At 69.0% G+C, this 16,021-nt stretch carries 13 protein-coding genes; 3 read left to right on the top strand and 10 right to left on the bottom strand.

Going from position 1 to position 16,021, the window contains the following annotated elements; genetic code table 11:
- Window positions 1-53 precede the first annotated feature (53 nt).
- The 5 genes from RD110_RS19440 to RD110_RS19420 all read right to left on the bottom strand — a co-directional run bounded on the left by RD110_RS19440 (window position 54) and on the right by RD110_RS19420 (window position 7,098).
- Entirely contained in the window at window positions 54-644 is a 591-nt protein-coding gene (locus RD110_RS19440; RefSeq protein ID WP_239467070.1) for a DUF4142 domain-containing protein, read from the bottom strand.
- 128 nt (window positions 645-772) lie between these two features.
- A complete protein-coding gene (locus RD110_RS19435) occupies window positions 773-3,472 on the bottom strand; it encodes an excinuclease ABC subunit UvrA (protein ID WP_076201234.1) in 2,700 nt (899 codons plus the stop codon).
- Window positions 3,450-3,848 carry a DUF4383 domain-containing protein gene (locus tag RD110_RS19430; protein ID WP_076201233.1) on the bottom strand — a complete coding sequence of 133 codons (399 nt, stop codon included), beginning with the start codon at window positions 3,846-3,848 and terminating at the stop codon, window positions 3,450-3,452. Before RD110_RS19430 ends, RD110_RS19435 begins: the two co-directional genes overlap by 23 nt.
- Before the next feature lie 102 nt (window positions 3,849-3,950).
- Window positions 3,951-4,556: an ATP-dependent Clp protease proteolytic subunit gene (locus tag RD110_RS19425; protein ID WP_076201231.1), complete on the bottom strand. Its 606-nt coding sequence runs from the start codon at window positions 4,554-4,556 to the stop codon at window positions 3,951-3,953.
- Window positions 4,557-4,662: 106 nt separating this feature from the next.
- Window positions 4,663-7,098: a catalase gene (locus RD110_RS19420; RefSeq protein ID WP_076201230.1), complete on the bottom strand. Its 2,436-nt coding sequence runs from the start codon at window positions 7,096-7,098 to the stop codon at window positions 4,663-4,665.
- Between the two features lie 224 nt (window positions 7,099-7,322).
- Here RD110_RS19420 and RD110_RS19415 point away from each other — a divergent pair, with 224 nt between their 5' ends.
- Window positions 7,323-8,360, top strand: coding sequence for an iron ABC transporter substrate-binding protein (locus RD110_RS19415; RefSeq protein ID WP_076201228.1), 1,038 nt, complete (start codon window positions 7,323-7,325; stop codon window positions 8,358-8,360).
- Window positions 8,361-8,397: 37 nt separating this feature from the next.
- On the opposite strand, the gene RD110_RS19410 is transcribed toward RD110_RS19415, so the two are convergent.
- The gene (locus tag RD110_RS19410; protein ID WP_076201226.1) at window positions 8,398-8,670 is read right to left on the bottom strand and encodes a hypothetical protein; all 273 of its coding nucleotides are present in this window, start codon (window positions 8,668-8,670) and stop codon (window positions 8,398-8,400) included.
- Window positions 8,671-8,848: 178 nt separating this feature from the next.
- Between RD110_RS19410 and RD110_RS19405 the strand changes: the two genes are divergently transcribed.
- Window positions 8,849-9,445, top strand: coding sequence for a histidine phosphatase family protein (locus RD110_RS19405; RefSeq protein ID WP_076205300.1), 597 nt, complete (start codon window positions 8,849-8,851; stop codon window positions 9,443-9,445).
- 19 nt (window positions 9,446-9,464) lie between these two features.
- Here RD110_RS19405 and RD110_RS19400 read toward each other — a convergent pair whose 3' ends face one another.
- From RD110_RS19400 to RD110_RS19390, 3 genes are all read right to left on the bottom strand, one after another.
- Window positions 9,465-10,319 carry a PA4780 family RIO1-like protein kinase gene (locus tag RD110_RS19400; RefSeq protein WP_076201224.1) on the bottom strand — a complete coding sequence of 285 codons (855 nt, stop codon included), beginning with the start codon at window positions 10,317-10,319 and terminating at the stop codon, window positions 9,465-9,467.
- Window positions 10,320-10,382: 63 nt separating this feature from the next.
- Window positions 10,383-11,582 carry a DUF1501 domain-containing protein gene (locus tag RD110_RS19395; RefSeq protein ID WP_076201222.1) on the bottom strand — a complete coding sequence of 400 codons (1,200 nt, stop codon included), beginning with the start codon at window positions 11,580-11,582 and terminating at the stop codon, window positions 10,383-10,385.
- 8 nt (window positions 11,583-11,590) lie between these two features.
- Window positions 11,591-13,126, bottom strand: a complete 1,536-nt coding sequence (locus RD110_RS19390; protein ID WP_239467069.1) for a DUF1800 domain-containing protein — start codon at window positions 13,124-13,126, stop codon at window positions 11,591-11,593.
- 169 nt (window positions 13,127-13,295) lie between these two features.
- On the opposite strand from RD110_RS19390, the gene RD110_RS19385 reads away from it, so the two are divergent.
- Window positions 13,296-15,044, top strand: coding sequence for an ATP-binding cassette domain-containing protein (locus tag RD110_RS19385; RefSeq protein WP_083686363.1), 1,749 nt, complete (start codon window positions 13,296-13,298; stop codon window positions 15,042-15,044).
- Between the two features lie 9 nt (window positions 15,045-15,053).
- Here RD110_RS19385 and RD110_RS19380 read toward each other — a convergent pair whose 3' ends face one another.
- Window positions 15,054-15,929 carry an IclR family transcriptional regulator gene (locus RD110_RS19380; RefSeq protein ID WP_076201221.1) on the bottom strand — a complete coding sequence of 292 codons (876 nt, stop codon included), beginning with the start codon at window positions 15,927-15,929 and terminating at the stop codon, window positions 15,054-15,056.
- Window positions 15,930-16,021: the final 92 nt, after the last annotated feature.

Below are 16,021 nucleotides of genomic sequence, written 5' to 3'. Positions count from 1 at the left end.
AAAATCCCGCAGGGCCTCGGCGGCCACTGCGGGATTTCAGTCGCGCTGCGGGCTCACTTCATCGCGGCGAGCTGCTTGGCCATCTCCAGGTGGTGTTCCACGGTCGGCAGCATCTTGTCGGCCAGGGCCTTCAGGTCGGCGTCCTTGGCCTCGGCCTGGATCTTCTTCAGCAGCTTGACCGTGCTTTCGTGGTCACCCACGCCGGCGCGCTTGGCGTACTGGCTGTCGAAGGTCTTGCCGCTCAGCGCCTTGAGCGCGACTTCCTTGGTCTTGTGCACGGCGCCCACGCCGTCGGGCAGCTTGGTGTCCTTGCTTTGCGCCAGGGCTTCGACTTCGGTCAGCGCTTTGCCGTGGTCGTCGATCATCATCTGGGCGAACTTCTTGACGTCGGCGTTCTGTGATTTTTCCAGTGCCAACTGGCCGGCCGCGACTTCGGCGCGGTTGCCCTCGGCCAAGTCCACCAGCATGCTTCGGTCGGCGCGCACCAGCTTGCTGGCGTCGGCGGCGGCGGCGCTGCTGGCCGGCTTGGCGGGGGAGGTCTGCGCGAAGGCCGGTGCAATGCTCAGGGCCATGGCGGTGGTGGCGATGACGGAGGCCGCCACCAGCATGAGGCTGCGCTTATTGGAATGGTTGGGTTGGGACATGGTGAGCTCCTTGGTTTGTTGTGTGCCGGAACTATCGCGCAGCGAGGGCGCGCACGTCGAAGGCCGGGCGGCCGATCCGTTGTAAGACATTCCTTGCCGGTGGCGGCCGATGGCGGCTGACGTCGGCGTCACGGCCCCAGCGCCTCGGCGAGGTAGGGCGCGGTGCGGCTTCCCGGGGCGGTGGCCACCTCGGCCGGTGTGCCGCTGGCCACGATCCGGCCGCCCTCGTCGCCGGCGCCGGGCCCGACATCGATGACCCAGTCGCTCGCCGCCACCACGCGCATCTCGTGCTCGACCACCACCACCGTGTTCCCGGCGCGCACCAGCGCATCGAGCTGGGCCACCAGCCGGTCCACGTCGGCCGGGTGCAGGCCGGTGGTGGGCTCGTCCAGCACATAGAGCGTGTGGCCGCGCTGCGGGCGCTGCAGTTCGGTGGCGAGCTTGATGCGCTGCGCCTCGCCACCCGAGAGTTCCGTGGCCGGCTGGCCCAGCCGCAGATAGCCCAGGCCGATGTCGCGCAGCACGGTCAGCGCGCGCAGCACCGCGGGCTCTTCGGCGAAGATGTCGCAGGCCGCGTCCACCGTGAGGTCCAGCACCTCGGCGATGTGGATGCCCCGCCACCGGACCTGCAGCGTGGCGGCGTTGTAGCGCGCGCCGTGGCAGGTGGGGCAGGGCGCATAGACGCTCGGCAGGAACAGCAGCTCCACGCTCACGAAGCCTTCTCCCTCGCAGGTCGCGCAGCGCCCCTTGGCCACGTTGAAGGAAAACCGGCCCGCATCGAAGTGACGCTTGCGCGCCTCCGGCGTGGCGGCGAACAGCTTGCGCACCACGTCGAACAGGCCGGTGTAGGTGGCGAGGTTGGAGCGCGGCGTGCGGCCGATGGGTTTCTGGTCGACCTGCACCAGCCGGCGGATCTTCGCCATGCCGCCGGCGATGCGGCCCGTGGTGGCAGCGGCCAGCGGCGCCTCGGCGGCGCCCGGATCGTCGTCGCCCAGGGCGGCGAGCGCCGGCACCGGTGCGGCTTCGTCGTCGCCATCTTCCGCGCCGGCTGCCGCCGTGCCGAGTTGCGCGGCCACCAGCTGCAGCAGCGCCTGGCTCACCAGGCTCGATTTGCCCGAGCCGGAAACCCCGGTCACCGCCGTCAGGCAACCGATGGGAAAAGCCGCGTCCACCCCGCGCAGGTTGTTGCGCGTCACACCCTCCAGTGTCAACCATGAAATCGGCTTCTGCCGCACACGCAGAGCGCGTGGAGAGCTATCGAAAAGATAGTTACGGGTCTGTGAAGCCTCGATCTGTGCCAGGCCCGCGGGTGGCCCGCTGTACAGCACCTGGCCGCCGTGCACCCCGGCGCCGGGGCCGACATCCACGAGCCAGTCGGCGCGACGCATGGTGGCGATGTCGTGCTCGACCACGAACACGGAGTTGCCCGCGGCCTTGAGCCGCTGCAGCGCGGCCAGCAAGGCTTCGCCATCCGCGGGGTGCAGGCCGGCCGACGGTTCGTCCAGCACGTAGACCACGCCGAACAGCTGCGAATTGAGTTGGGTCGCCAGGCGCAGCCGCTGCAGTTCACCGGGCGACAGCGTGGGCGTGGCGCGGTCGAGCGCCAGGTAGCCGAGGCCGAGGTCGGTGAGCGTGGCCACGCGGCCGAGCAGGTCGGCGCACAGGCGTTGCGCGGCGATGACCTTCTCGGGCGAGTGCTGCGGCGTGCGCCGCACGTCGGGCGCGGCGGCGTGGGCCGAGCCGCCGGCCTGGACCCGGCGCGCCGTCTCGCGGCGGTGCGCGGCGCGGTCCCTGGTGTTGTGTGCGTCCTCTTGTGCATCCGAGGCCGGCATTTCGCCGCGGGCAAAAGGCGCAAGCAAGGCCGCCAGGGCCGACAGCGGCAGGCGCGCCATCTCGCCGATGTCCAGGTCGGCAAACGTCACGGACAGCGCCGCGCGGGTGAGGCGTTTGCCGTCGCACGTGGGGCAGAGGCTGCCGACCATGAACTGCGACACGCGTTTCTTCATCATCGCGCTCTGGCTCTTGGCGAAGGTCTGCAGCACGTACCGCCTGGCGCCGGTGAAAGTGCCCATGTAGCTGGGCGTCATCTTCTTGCGGATGGCTTCGCGCACCTCTTCGCGCGTAAAGCCGGCGTAGACCGGCACCGTGGGCTGTTCCTCGGTGAACAGGATCCAGTCGCGGGTCTTCTTCGGCAGCCGCTGCCAGGGCAGGTCCACGTCGTGGCCGAGCGTGGTCAGGATGTCGCGCAGGTTCTGGCCCTGCCAGGCCGTGGGCCAGGCGGCCACGGCACGTTCGCGGATGCTGAGGGTCGGGTCGGGCACCATCGAGGCTTCGGTCACTTCATAGACGCGACCCAGGCCGTGGCAGGTGGGGCAGGCGCCCTGCGGCGTGTTCGGCGAGAAATCCTCGGCGTAGAGCATCGGCTGCTGTGCCGGATACAGACCGGCGCGCGAGTACAACATCCGCAGCAGGCTGGAAAGCGTGGTGACGCTGCCGACCGAAGACCGCGCCGTCGGCGTTCCGCGTTGCTGCTGCAGGGCCACGGCCGGCGGCAGGCCTTCGATGGCGTCCACGTCGGGCACGCCGGCCTGGTCGATCAGCCGGCGCGCATAGGGCGCCACCGATTCGAGGTAGCGCCGCTGCGCTTCCGCGAACAGGGTTCCGAAAGCGAGCGAAGACTTGCCCGAACCCGAGATGCCGGTGAAGACGACCAGCGCGTCGCGCGGGATGTCGACGTCGACATGCTTGAGGTTGTGTTCGCGGGCGCCCCGGACGCGGACGAAGCCGTCCCGCGCCGCCCCGTCGCTAGCGCTGGCGCTCGAAGACACGCAGCAGCAGGGCGAGTGCGCCCACGACGATGTCGAACACCGCGACGGGCAGGTTCACCTTGAGCAGCGTGGACAACACGCCCGCAGCCATTGGGACGAAGTGCAGCAGGCCCACGCCCAGCAGCATGGCACCCAGGAGCAGCAGGTAGCCGGCCGGCTCGCGGCCCAGCCCGACCGCGATGCCGTACAGGCCCATCACGATGTGGACCAGGGACTGGGGCAGGTTGATGGTGAAGATGCCGAACACGCTGGGATTGGCCAGACCCCACAGGCCGGTGGCCAGCAGCAGCACACCGACGCCCAGCGCAAATGCGCTGGCCGGCGAATGGCGGTTCGGCGGATGTTCCTGATCGACATAGGACGTGGTCGCATTCATGTTTGTCTCCGGCAGCGGCGGGTTTATCCAGAGTATCGGGGCGCGCGCGCGGTGCCGGCGTCGGACCCTGGGTGCAAGCCCTGTAGGCGGCCTTCGCGCCGCTCAACGCTCCAGGAAGCTGCGGTCCTGGTCGTTGTCGTACAGAAGTGCGCCCACCAGCCCCTGCGTCAGCGCCTCGGCGGCGGTCAGGTACCAGTCCTTGGTGAACACCTTCTTCTCGAGGTCCTCGAGGCTGACCTGGCTGCCGCGCACCAGTTGGGCAAAACCGTCGCGTTCCAGCCATTGGCCGGATTCCACTTCGGCGATGGCGTCGTTGAGCTGGCCCAGGCAGGAGCGCAGCGCGCCGCTGAGCTCGATCGTCTTCTTGATCTTGCGCTCGTGGATCAGCAGCAGCGTGTCGCTGGTCAGGAAGCGGCGCTCGCGTGGAAAGGCCGACATGATGGTGATGCCGGCGGAATAGACAAAGGTCTTGCCGAGGAAATACACCTCGCGCTGGCCCTGGCTCTGCCAGAGCTTGATCTCCTGGGCGATGCGCCGGCCGATGTCGGCGTCGCCGCCCGAGGTGCTGAGCTCGACCACCATTGGTTTGTTGGCATGCGCTTCCGACTGCTGGCGGAAGAACTCGCCGAGCATGTGGTCGTTGACCTTGCCGAAGAGGCGGATGTCGGGCGCGAGGGAAGGGAGTTGGGGTGTTTTTTGCGGTTGCATGAAGGAGTGGCCGGGGAGTGGGAGGCGGAAAAGGAAACCCCGCCGGGTGGCGGGGGGAAATGGCGAGGGTGGCGGAAGTGGCGGAAGTGGGAATCCGTCGAACCGGTCAGACCGGCGGCGGGTCCATCTCGCGCTGCGGGTGCCGGTGCAGCGCCACTGCCGAGATGAAGGCCCGCGCGGCGGTCTCGGCATCTTCGGCCAGGGCGATGATCACGCCCGCATCGGCGCTGCCGTCGGGCAGCTTGTCCGAGACCTCCGCCTTCTGCAGCAGGGCCGACGAGGCGCCGAGCGCGAGGATGGTCTTGCCATGGCGGTACTGGTCCTTGATGAACTCCATGGTGTGGCCGTCCTTGGCCAGCGCGGCCACGGCCTGCTCACCGTCTGGCAGCACCAGCGCATCGAACAGGAAGCCGGGCTCGTTTTCCATCGAGGCGTCGGCCTGCAGCGGTTCGCCGTCGGCCGTGGCCACCGAGCCGATGCGCGGGCCGACCAGGCGCGGCACGGCGCCTTGTTCCAGCAATGCGGCCTGCAGCAATGCGACAGAGCCGGCGACGACACCCGGCGCGACCAGGATCGCGATCTTGCGCGCCTGGATCGAACCGTCGCCCGGCCGTGCCATCAGCGAGAGCGCCGGCGACCTGTCGACCTCGGGCTTGGCCGGCTGGGCCAAGGCGCGCGGCAGCGGCTCGGGCAGCGGGGCGATGCCCAGGCCTTCGGCCACCTGGCTCGCGAGCTGCTCCGAGGCGTTGCGCAGCGACGCCACCATGCGCTCGCGGATCGCGGGCACGGTCACCTTGCTGAGCTCGAAGCGGAAGGCTGCGGCGATGTGGGCCTGCTCGACCGGCGTCTGGCTCTCGAAGAACAGCGTGGCCTGGGTGTAGTGGTCGGCGAATTTCTCCGGTTTGCCACGCACCTTGCCCTGCTCTTCCTGCGCCTGGATGCGCGCGGGCACACTCACGAAACCTTGCGCCGCGCCGGCCTGGAACGGGCAGCCGCCGCCGAGCGAGTTCGGCTCGTAGGACACGCGGCCGCGCGGAATGGCCTGGCGGTGCAGGCCGTCGCGCTGGTTGTTGTGCACCGGCGCCACCGGCGCGTTGATCGGGATCTCGTGGAAGTTCGGTCCGCCCAGGCGCGTGATCTGCGTGTCCACATAGGAGTGGATGCGGCCGGCCAGCAACGGATCGTTCGAGAAGTCGATGCCTGGCACGACGTGGGCCGTGCAGAAGGCCACCTGTTCGGTCTCGGCGAAGAAGTTGTCGGGGTTGCGGTTGAGCACCATGCGGCCCACCGGGATCAGCGGCACCAGTTCCTCGGGGATCAGCTTGGTCGCGTCGAGGATGTCGAAGCTGAACTGCTCGGCCTGTTCCTCGGTGAAGATCTGCAGGCACAGCTCCCATTCGGGATAGGCGCCGGCCTCGATGCGCTCCCACAGGTCGCGGCGGTGGTAGTCGGGATCGGCGCCGGAGATCTTCACGGCCTCGTCCCACACCAGGGAATGCGTGCCGTATTTCGGCTGCCAATGGAACTTGACGAACACCGAGACCCCGGCCTCGTTGACCAGCCGATAGCTGTGCACCCCGAAGCCCTGCATGGTGGCGTAGCTGCGCGGGATGGCGCGGTCGCTCATGGCCCACATCAGCATGTGGGTGGATTCGGGCATCAGCGAAACGAAGTCCCAGAAGGTGTCGTGGGCGCTGCCCGCCTGCGGCATGCCGTGGTGCGGCTCGGGCTTGACGGCGTGGACCAGGTCGGGGAACTTCATCGCGTCCTGGATGAAGAACACCGGGATGTTGTTGCCGACCAGGTCCCAGTTGCCTTCGTCGGTGTAGAACTTCACGGCGAAGCCGCGCACGTCGCGCGCCGTGTCCTTGGAGCCGCGTTCGCCGGCCACGGTGGAGAAGCGCACGAACACCGGTGTCACCTTGCCGGCTTCCTGGAACGGTGCGGCCTTGGTGTATTCGGTCTGCGGTGCGTAGCACTCGAAGAAGCCGTGCGCCGCGGAGCCGCGCGCATGCACGATGCGTTCTGGAATCCGTTCGTGGTCGAAATGCGTGAGCTTCTCGCGCAGCACAAAGTCTTCGAGCAGCACCGGCCCGCGCAGGCCGTATTTCAGCGAATTCTGGTTGTCGGCGATCGGCACCCCCTGGTTGGTGGTGAGGCGCTGGCCGGCGGAGTCCACACGCACGCGGTCCAGCGGCTCGATGGTGGAGTTCACGCCGGCGGGCGCCATGCTGCCGGTTTTTTCCGTGCCGTTTTCTTCCGACAGCGTGCTGCCGCCGGGCAGGCGCGACAGAGGCTCGACCGTGCCGCCGGGCTGCGGCGCGACACCGTTGGCGAAGCCGTGTTCGGCGGCCTTGGTCGGGTTGTGGGGCATGCCGGCGGCGAGGGCCTGGGTCTGTGCCATTTTTTCGGCAGCGACATCGGGCACGGCGCCCGGGCCTGGCCCGGTGGCGGGCCCGCTGTCGGTATTGCGCGCGGCGGCTTTGGCGGTCGCCGCAGCCTTGTCGTTCTTGCCGGGAGTGGCCTGGTTGGTCTTGGGCATGGTGGGCAGTGGTGGGGATTCGTGGAGGGGGCAGGATTGCCTTGCCCTAGGCTAGGTTTGCCGCTTTCCCCGATCTGTAGGACGGCACCGGGAGGCCGTGCGGAGGAAATTCGGCCGCAAGGGGTCGGTTCTATAATTCAAATGAAACTTATTCTTGTTTGGACGAACCAAGCTGCTCGTTCCTTTTACATTCCGTTCCCTTGCCCCTGGAGGATCTCCCGCTCATGTTTTCCCGCCCCGACCCGACTCGCCGTTCCCTGCTGCTGGCCCTTGGCCTGGGTGTTTCCACGGGAGCCGCCGTGTTCGCGCCGCTGGCGGCGCAGGCCCAGGGCAGCGATGGCCTGGTGATCTACAACGCGCAGCACGTCTCGCTCACGCGCAGCTGGGTCGAACAGTTCACGCGCGACACGGGCATCAAGGTCACCGTGCGCGACGGCGGCGACTACGAACTCGCCAACCAGATCCTGCAGGAAGGCGCGGCTTCGCCGGCCGACATCTTCCTCACGGAAAACTCGCCGGCCATGACCATGGTCGACAACCGGAAGCTCTTCGCGCCGCTCGATGAAGCCACGCTCGCCCAGGTGCCGCCTGCCTTCCGCCCGGCCGACGGCCACTGGACCGGCATCGCCGCGCGCAGCACGGTGTTTGCCTACCGCAAGATCAAGTTCACGCGCGACACCCTGCCCAAGTCCATCATGGACCTGGCCGACCCAGCCTGGAAGGGCCGCATCGGTGCGGCCCCCGCGGGCGCCGATTTCCAGGCCATCGTCAGCGCCGTGCTGCAGCTCAAGGGCGAAGCCGCCACCGCGGCCTGGCTCAAGGGGCTGAAGGAGAACCTGGTCACCTTCCGCGGCAACAGCGTGGCCATGAAGGCCGTCAACGACGGCGAGATCGACGGCGCGGTGATCTACCACTACTACTATTTCGGCGACATGGCCAAACGCGGCGAGAACACCGAAAAGCTCGGCCTGCACTATTTCCGCAACCAGGATCCGGGGGCGTTCGTGAGCGTGTCCGGCGGCGGCATTCTGGCCTCGAGCAAGCGGCAGCCGCAGGCCCAGGCGTTCATGAAGTGGCTCACCGGCAAGGGCGGGCAGGACATCCTGCGCACCGGCAGTTCCTACGAATACGCCGTGGGTGTCGGCGCGGCATCGAACCGCAACCTGGTGCCGCTGGCCGAGCTGCAGGCGCCGGCGGTCGACATGTCCACCTTGAAGACGGGTGAAACCCAGGAGCTGATGCGCAACACCGGCCTGCTGTAGGCCCGGTCAGCCGCGGGCGAGGACGCCCGCCTTTGCATCAGCCGACGAGCCAGTCGCAACGCAGCCGCTGGCGCTGGTGCGCCCGGGCGCGCAGGCGCACGTAGCCGGTAGGCAGGAGCATGGCCAGCGCGCACAGCGGCAGCGTCCACAGCACGTGCAGCATCAACGCAGGAATCCAGCCGACCCAGCCCATGAGCCACAAGGTCAGCACCAGGTCAAGCAGCTCGTATTCCAGCGGATGTTCCGCCTTGTGGGCGACATGCCATTTCTTGATGCGATGCAGTTCTTTGAGGGAAACGGCATGGAACATGGAAATCTCCAATATCTTCCGGAGGTCATCCCAATTTAAGGGTTTACCCTAGATACGGTCAAGCGGGCGATCGGCACCGCCGCTCCTGAAAAAATAGCTGATGTCGCGGAGGCCCGCAAAGCGGGAAGCTGTTTTTATGCACAAGACGGAGGACGCATCGGATGGCTACGATGTGGCCATGCATCCACAAGCCATCTTCATCACCCACCCCAACGTGGTCATCAGCCGCGAGGTGCCGGTGCCGCGCTGGCCGCTTTCGGCGCTGGGCCGCGAGCGCATGACCAGCGGCCTGCGCCAACCCTGGCTGGCCGAGGTGCGCGCGCTGGCCTGCAGCAGCGAGCAGAAAGCCATCGACGGCGCGCAGATCCTGGCGCAGCACCTCGGGCTTTCCATCATCCAGGACGCCGGCCTCGACGAAAACGACCGCAGCGCCACCGGCTTCCTGCCGCCGCCGGCGTTCGAGGCCATGGCCGACGCGTTCTTTGCCGAGCCCGAGCGCTCGGTGCGGGGCTGGGAGCGCGCCGTGGATGCCCAGGCGCGCGTCGTGGCCGCCGTCACGCGGCTGCTCGCGGCGCACCGTTCGCAGGGCGAGACGGGGGCGCTGGCCATCGTCTCGCACGGCGCGGTCGGCACCTTGCTGTACTGCCACCTGGCCGGCGTGCCGATCGACCGGCGCTGGGACCAGCCGCCCAACGGGGGCGGCAACTATTTCCGCTTCAGCCTTTCGCCGAGGGCCGTCGATGGCTGGTGGCGGGCGTTCGACGCCGTGGACTGACCCGGGTGTGTGTCCCCGGTCAGCGCGGTGCCTGCGGTTGCAGCCGCAGCCGGCGCGCGGCTTCCTCGTCGCGTGCTGCGGCGATCTCGCGCAGCACGGCGCCCATGTCCACGCTGCCCGGTGTGCGCTCGTGGCGCCCGGTCAGCGCGCTGTCTGGGCGCAGCAGCCCGCCCTGGTACAGGTCCCACATCTCGGGGCCGTAGGCGGTGGCCAGCAGCTCGGGCGCGAACTGGCCGAAGAAACTGCTCAGGTTGCCCACGTCGCGCAGCAGCATGCGTTGCGCGTGGTTGTTGCCGGCGGCGTCCACGGCCTGGGGCAGGTCGATGATCACCGGGCCGTCCTCGGCCAGCAGGATGTTGAATTCCGACAGGTCGCCGTGCACGACCCCGGCGCACAACATGCGCACCACCTCGGTGACGAGGGCGGCGTGGTGGCGCAGCGCTTCCTCCGGTGTGAAGGCCACGTCGTTCAGGCGCGGCGCCGCATCGCCGGCCGCATCGGTGACGAGTTCCATCAGCAGCACGCCCTCGAAGAAGTTGTAGGGCTTGGGAACCCGGACGCCGGCGTCGGCCAGGCGGTACAGCGCATCGACTTCCGCGCTTTGCCAGGCCGCCTCCTGCGCCTGCCGGCCGAACTTCGTGCCCTTGGCCATGGCCCGGCCCTGGCGCGAGTTCTTCACCTTGCGGTTCTCGGTGTAGTCCACCGCCTGGCGGAAGCTGCGCTGCGTGGCCTCCTTGTAGACCTTGGCGCAGCGGGTCTCGTCGCCGCTGCGCACGACGAAGACCATCGCCTCCTTGCCGCTCATGAGCTGGCGCACCACGGTGTCGATCAGCCCCTCTTCGATCAGGGACTGCAGTCTGGCGGGTGGTTTCATGGGTGAGGGGCGGGTCGCTGAACGGGGAAAGGGCCTCGACTCTAACCGCCCGCCGCCCCGCCGCTAGATCAGCTGCAGATCGCGCGGCGCCACGCCGTCGAATACCTGCTGCAACTGGCCCGGATTCAGTCCGAACTGGCGCTGGAACAGCCCGGCCAGCACGGCGCGGCATTCGTTGAGCACGGGGTAGTCGCGCTGCTGGAACAGCGTGGCCGCTTCCACGCGCACCTGTTCGCCGGCGATGCGGCCAGCCCCATCGCCGTTGCTGCGCAGGCCGCCGCCGAGCACCCAGTACACCGAGCCGTGGCCATGGTCGGTGCCGCGGTTGCCGTTCTGGCGGAAGGTGCGGCCGAACTCGCTGACCACCACCACCGTGGTGTCGCGCCATGCCGGCCCCATCGCCTCGGCGAAGGCCGCGAGGCCACGGCCCAGCTGGTCGAGCCGCGACGCCAGGTAGCCGCTGGCGCCGCCCTGGTTCACATGGGTGTCCCAGCCGCCGACATCGACGAAGCCAAGGTTGAAACGCTCGCGCATCAGCCGTGCGATGCGTTGCGCTTCGAGCTCGAAGCCCCTGGCGCTGATCGCGCCCCGGCTCGCGGCGAGCATCTCGGCCCCGATCTCCCGGTTGACCTCGTCGCGCAGTGCGAAGCCGCTGGCCACCGGCGCGGCCAGCGGCGTGCCCTGGTACATCGCGCTGATGATGGCGGCCTGGCGCGCATCCACCGCCGGCTTGGCGAGCGAGGCCAGCGAGGTGTTCGGCACTTCGACCTGTCCTTGCAGCACCAGCGGCAGCCGGTCGGTGAAGGCCATCGGCTGGGCTCCTTGGACCACGGTGGCCAGCCGGTTCAGGAAACCCGAGCGGAAGTTGCGCCGCGCCTGCAGCGGCTGGCCGAGTTCGAGGCTGTCCTGGCTCTCGAAATGGCTGCGCGACAGGTCCTCGGTGCCGGCGAACGGGATGAAGCTGGCTTCGCCTTTTTGGAACATCGGGTACACCGAGGCACGCAGCGCGGGATGCAGGCCCCAATCGGCATCGAGCGGCAACGCCGTATCCGACTCGGGACCCGGCCGGCGGATTGCGATGTCGGGCCGGGCCTCCAGGTAGAACGGGCTGGACGTCGGCACCAGCAGGCTGGCCGCGTCGTAGGCGCCGCGCAGGAACACCAGCAGCAGGCGGGAGCGGGCGGCCGGCGCGGCCATGAGTTCGCCCGCGTAGGTGCCGAACGGCAGGACGGCGAGAGAGCCAAGAAGGTGGCGTCGTTTCATTTCAGCCCTTATCGGTTCATGAATTCAGGCGCGGACAGCAGGAAGCCATTCCATTCCTGTGCCGAAGCCGCCTGGGCCAGTGCGGTCTTCGTCGCGGCGCCGAGCGTGGCGTCGATGGATTGGTAATAAAGCGCGTTGGTCAGCTGCGGGAAAGCCGGGCGCTCCACCGGCTGGGGCCCTTCGGTTCTGAACAGCCCGGCACTGCCCGCGCCGATGGCCCGCGCGATCTCGAAACGCGTGGCCATCTGGCCGGGGCTGGCCCAGGCCGCGGCGTCCAGCGGATAACCGTCGGGGGTGGCGCGGCCGTACAGGGGTTCGCCCATGCGGCCGAGCCAGCCGAGCATGGGGCCGACGTTGAGCACGGTCCGGTCGTCGTACGCCAGCCGCACGGCAGAGACCACGTAGCGCAGCGGGTCCTTGAACTTGCGGCCCGCGCCCTCGGCGAATTCGCGGGATGTCATCAGCGTTTGCAAGGTGGCCGCGATGTCGCCGTCGCTCTGCAGGAAAGTGCGCGCCATGCGGTCGATCAGCGCGGGCTCCGGCTGGTCGCTGAGCCAGTAGCGCACGAGCTTCTCGCTGATGAAGCGCGCCGTGGCCGGATGGCGCGCGAGCCGGTCCAGCGCCTCGTCGAACTCGGCCGCGCCGCGGCGCGTGATCGGCTGGCCGAGCAGGCGCTTGGGCCCGTAGTCGTGCCGGTTGGGGTTGAATTCATACAGGCCGCGGCGCACGAGGTCGGCCTGCAGTTCCGGCCGCAGCTTCGGGCTGGCGGGCTGGTCGGCGATGCCGTTGCCCGTCAACACGCGGGCCATCTCCTGCACGTCCTGCTGGGTGTAGCCCGCGTTCACGCCCAGGGTGTGCAGTTCCAGCAATTCACGCGCGTAGTTTTCGTTGATGCGGCCGGCCGCGTTCTGCGCGTTGTCCAGGTAGCGCAGCATCGCCGGATGGTGCGCCACCGCGCCGAGCAGCGTGCGGAACTTGCCCAGCGCATGCGGCCGGATGGCCTGCTCCTCGTAGTCGCCGACCATGGCGCGCAGATTGCCCTTGGCCTGGCTCACGCTGAAATGGTTGAGCCAGAACCAGGTCATCTGCTCCTGCAACTGGTTCGGCGAATACAGCGCACGCAGCAGGTGCCGCGTGGCGGCTTCCCGGGCCAGGCGGTTCATGTCCTGCTGGTAGGCCTGGCGCGCGGCCGCCTTTTCTCCCGCGCTGGCCGTGCCGCTGTTGCTGTCTCGGTTGCGCTGGTCCATCTCGCGCACCAGTTCCTCGAACGGCCGCTGGCTGATGGTCATGGCATCGATCTGCTGCTGCACCGCCGGCGGCAGGACGGCCGGGCCGGGGTGCAGTTGACGGGCCAGGTAGGCGCTGGCGCCTTCGGCCCGGGTCTCGGCGACTTCGCGCCGGTTCGCCCCCCAGCTCAGCCGGTTCGCGGCCTCGAAGGCGGCTCTGGGCGTGGTCGCCGATGGCGGCGCGGCGGCGCAGCCCCACAGCAGCACCGCGGCCGCCCCCAGGCACAGGCGCCACGGCATGGCGGGAAACAGCAACATCGGCAAGACCTCCGGGTTGGATCCGGTGCAACGGACAGGCAGGCAATTGCGATGACGGTCTTTACATTCTGCTCGCTCAGCCCACGCGAGCCGGACGCGACGGTACCTGGGGATCGGCACAATCGCCCTGATCCGCTCCGTCGCACCGACTCGCCTTTTTCCATACCGCATGACAGTCACCGCAACCACTCCCACCGCACGCCCATCCACCACCGGCCTCGGCAGCGCCGCGCGCGACCTGTACCGCGCACTGTGGCGCCACGCATCCGGCGTGCGCAACCAACTGCTCGGGGCCGCCGGCCTGCTGTCGGCCGCGCAGCTCATGCGGCTGACCATGCCCTGGCTGGCGGCGCAGGCCATCAACGCGCTGCAGGGCGACAACCTGGCAGCCGCCGGCCGCTGGATCGTGTATCTCATCGGCATCTACCTGGCGGCCTGGCTGCTGCACGGCCCGGGGCGGGTGCTGGAGCGCAACGTGGGCGTGCGGGTGCGAGAGCGGCTGGCCGACCAGCTGTATGCGCGCATCGCCGCGGCGCCGCTGGCCTGGCGCGACGGCCGGCATTCGGGCGAGCTGCAGCACCGCGTGACGCAGGCCAGCCGTGCGCTGTCGGACTTTGCCCAGAACCAGTTCGCCTACCTGCAGAGCGCGTTCAACTTCGTCGGTCCGATCGTCGCGCTGGCCCTGCTGTCGCGCACCAGTGGTGCCATCGCGGTGACGGGCTACGTGGTCATCGCCGCCATCATCCTGCGCTTCGACCGCGTTCTGATGCAGCTCGCCCGCGCCGAGAACGACGCCGAGCGCCGCTACGCCGCCGCGCTGCTCGACTTCGTGGCCAATGCCGGCACGGTGATCGGGCTGCGGCTGCAGGCCGCCTCGCGCAGGCTGCTCGGTCGCCGCATGGATGCGGTGATCGCGCCGCTGCGCCGCGCGGTGATGGTCAACGAGGGCAAGTGGTTCGCCGTGGACCTGCTGGGCATGGCGCTCACCTGGATTTTGGTGGTGGTCTACGTGCTGCAGGCACGCCAGCCCGGGCAGGCCGTGCTGCTGGGCACCGTGTTCATGATCTACCAGTACGCGCAGCAGGCGGCTTCGGTGGTGGGCGCGATGGCGTCGAACTTCCAGGGCTTCGCGCGCATGCACACCGATTACGGCAGCGCCGAGCCGATCTGGCAGGCGCCCGGTGATCCCGATGCCGCCGTGCCGGCCGTGCGGCCCGATGCAGCCTGGCAGACGCTGGCGCTGCGCGGTGCCACCTGGCGTTATGCCGACGATGCGCGCGGCGGGCTGCAGGGCATCGACCTGCTGCTGCGCCGCGGCGCGCGCGTGGCGCTGATCGGTCCGAGCGGCGGCGGCAAGAGCACGCTGCTGCGCCTGCTGGCTGGGCTCTACCCCCCGCAGCAGGGCGAACTGTGCCGCGACGGCGCCGTGGCGGACTGGGCCGAACTGCGAACGCTGGCCACGCTGATCCCGCAGGAGGCCGAAGTGTTCGAAGCCAGCGTGCAGGAGAACCTGACTTTCGGCGAGCCGGCCGACGCGGCGGCGCTGGCGGCCGCGGTGCATGCGGGCGTATTCGACGAGGTGCTGCAGCGCCTGCCCGAGGGTCTGGCCAGTGCGCTGAACGAGCGCGGCAGCAACCTCTCCGGCGGCCAGCGTCAGCGGCTGGCGCTGGCCCGTGGCGCGCTGGCGGCGCGCGGCAGCTCGCTCCTGCTGCTCGACGAGCCGACCAGCGCACTCGACCCGCAGGCCGAGGGCCGGGTTTTCGACCGCATGCTCGCCGCGTTCCCTTCGGCCTGCGTCGTCGCCTCGGTGCACCGGCCGAGTTTGCTCGCCAGGTTCGACACCGTCGTGGTGGTGGAGGCCGGCCGCGTGGTCGACGCCGGCCCGCGCGACGAGGTGCTGGCGCGGCGTCCCCACTGATCTCTGCGGTCAACCCGGCGCGGGGATGCGCTGCGTCGCGGCGGAACCAGCCAGGCTTTGCGAGGGCCGGCGCAGGCTGGGGTCGAAGGGGTGGATCTTCGGGCCGACGGCGGCGGCCTCGCGCTTGAGCAGTTCCACCACGGTGGGCAGGCGGTCCGGGTTCAGCCGGTCGGCGATGGTGCCCACGCTCAGCGCGGCCACGGCGCGGCCTTCGCGGTCGCAGATCGGCACGGCCACGCCGGCCATGCCTTCGAGCAGGCCGGTGTTGCGCGCGGCGTAGCCGGCCTGGCGCACGCGTTCGATCTCGGTGCGCAGGTAGACCTCGTCGTAGACGCCGTATTCGCGCACCCGCGACAGGTTGAAGCGGATCACCTCCTCGCGCTCGGCTTCCGGCAGGAAGGCCAGGATTGCCAGCGAGCCCTGGCCGACGCCGAGCGCGATGCGTCCGCCGACGTCGCCGGTGAAGCTGCGGATCGGGAACGGGCCTTCGCTGCGGTCCAGGCAGACCGCGTCGAAGCCGCTGCGCACCAACAGGAAGATGCTGTCGCCCAGGCTGGCGCACAGGCGCAGCAGCACCGGCCGGCACAGGCTGCGCAGATCGCCGGCATTGCCTGCCTTGGCCGCGAGCGCGAAGAAATCGATGCTCAGCCGGTAGAGCTTGCTGCGTTCGTCCTGTTCGACCATGCCCTCGGCCATCAGCGACTGCAGCAGCCGGTGCGTGGTGGCCTGCGTGAGGCCCACGGTGCGCGCCAGTTGCGTGACACGTCCGCCTTCGGCCTGCACCTCGGTGAGCGCGCGGATCACCGCAAAGAGGCGCGGCACGCCGCCTGTGCCGGTGCCAATGGCCGCTTCCGGCGTGTCTTTCGGTGCAGGGGATGTAGGCATGGCATCTTCCTTCGGAATTCAGTTGCGATCGTTGTGCCTAATTATTCCATTCATTGGAATAAATTACAGAAAAATTCTGATTAATGGAATAC

Source organism: Rhodoferax koreense, assembly GCF_001955695.1.
Lineage (GTDB): Bacteria > Pseudomonadota > Gammaproteobacteria > Burkholderiales > Burkholderiaceae_C > Rhodoferax_B > Rhodoferax_B koreensis.
This window is presented reverse-complemented; position numbering and strand designations above follow the sequence as displayed.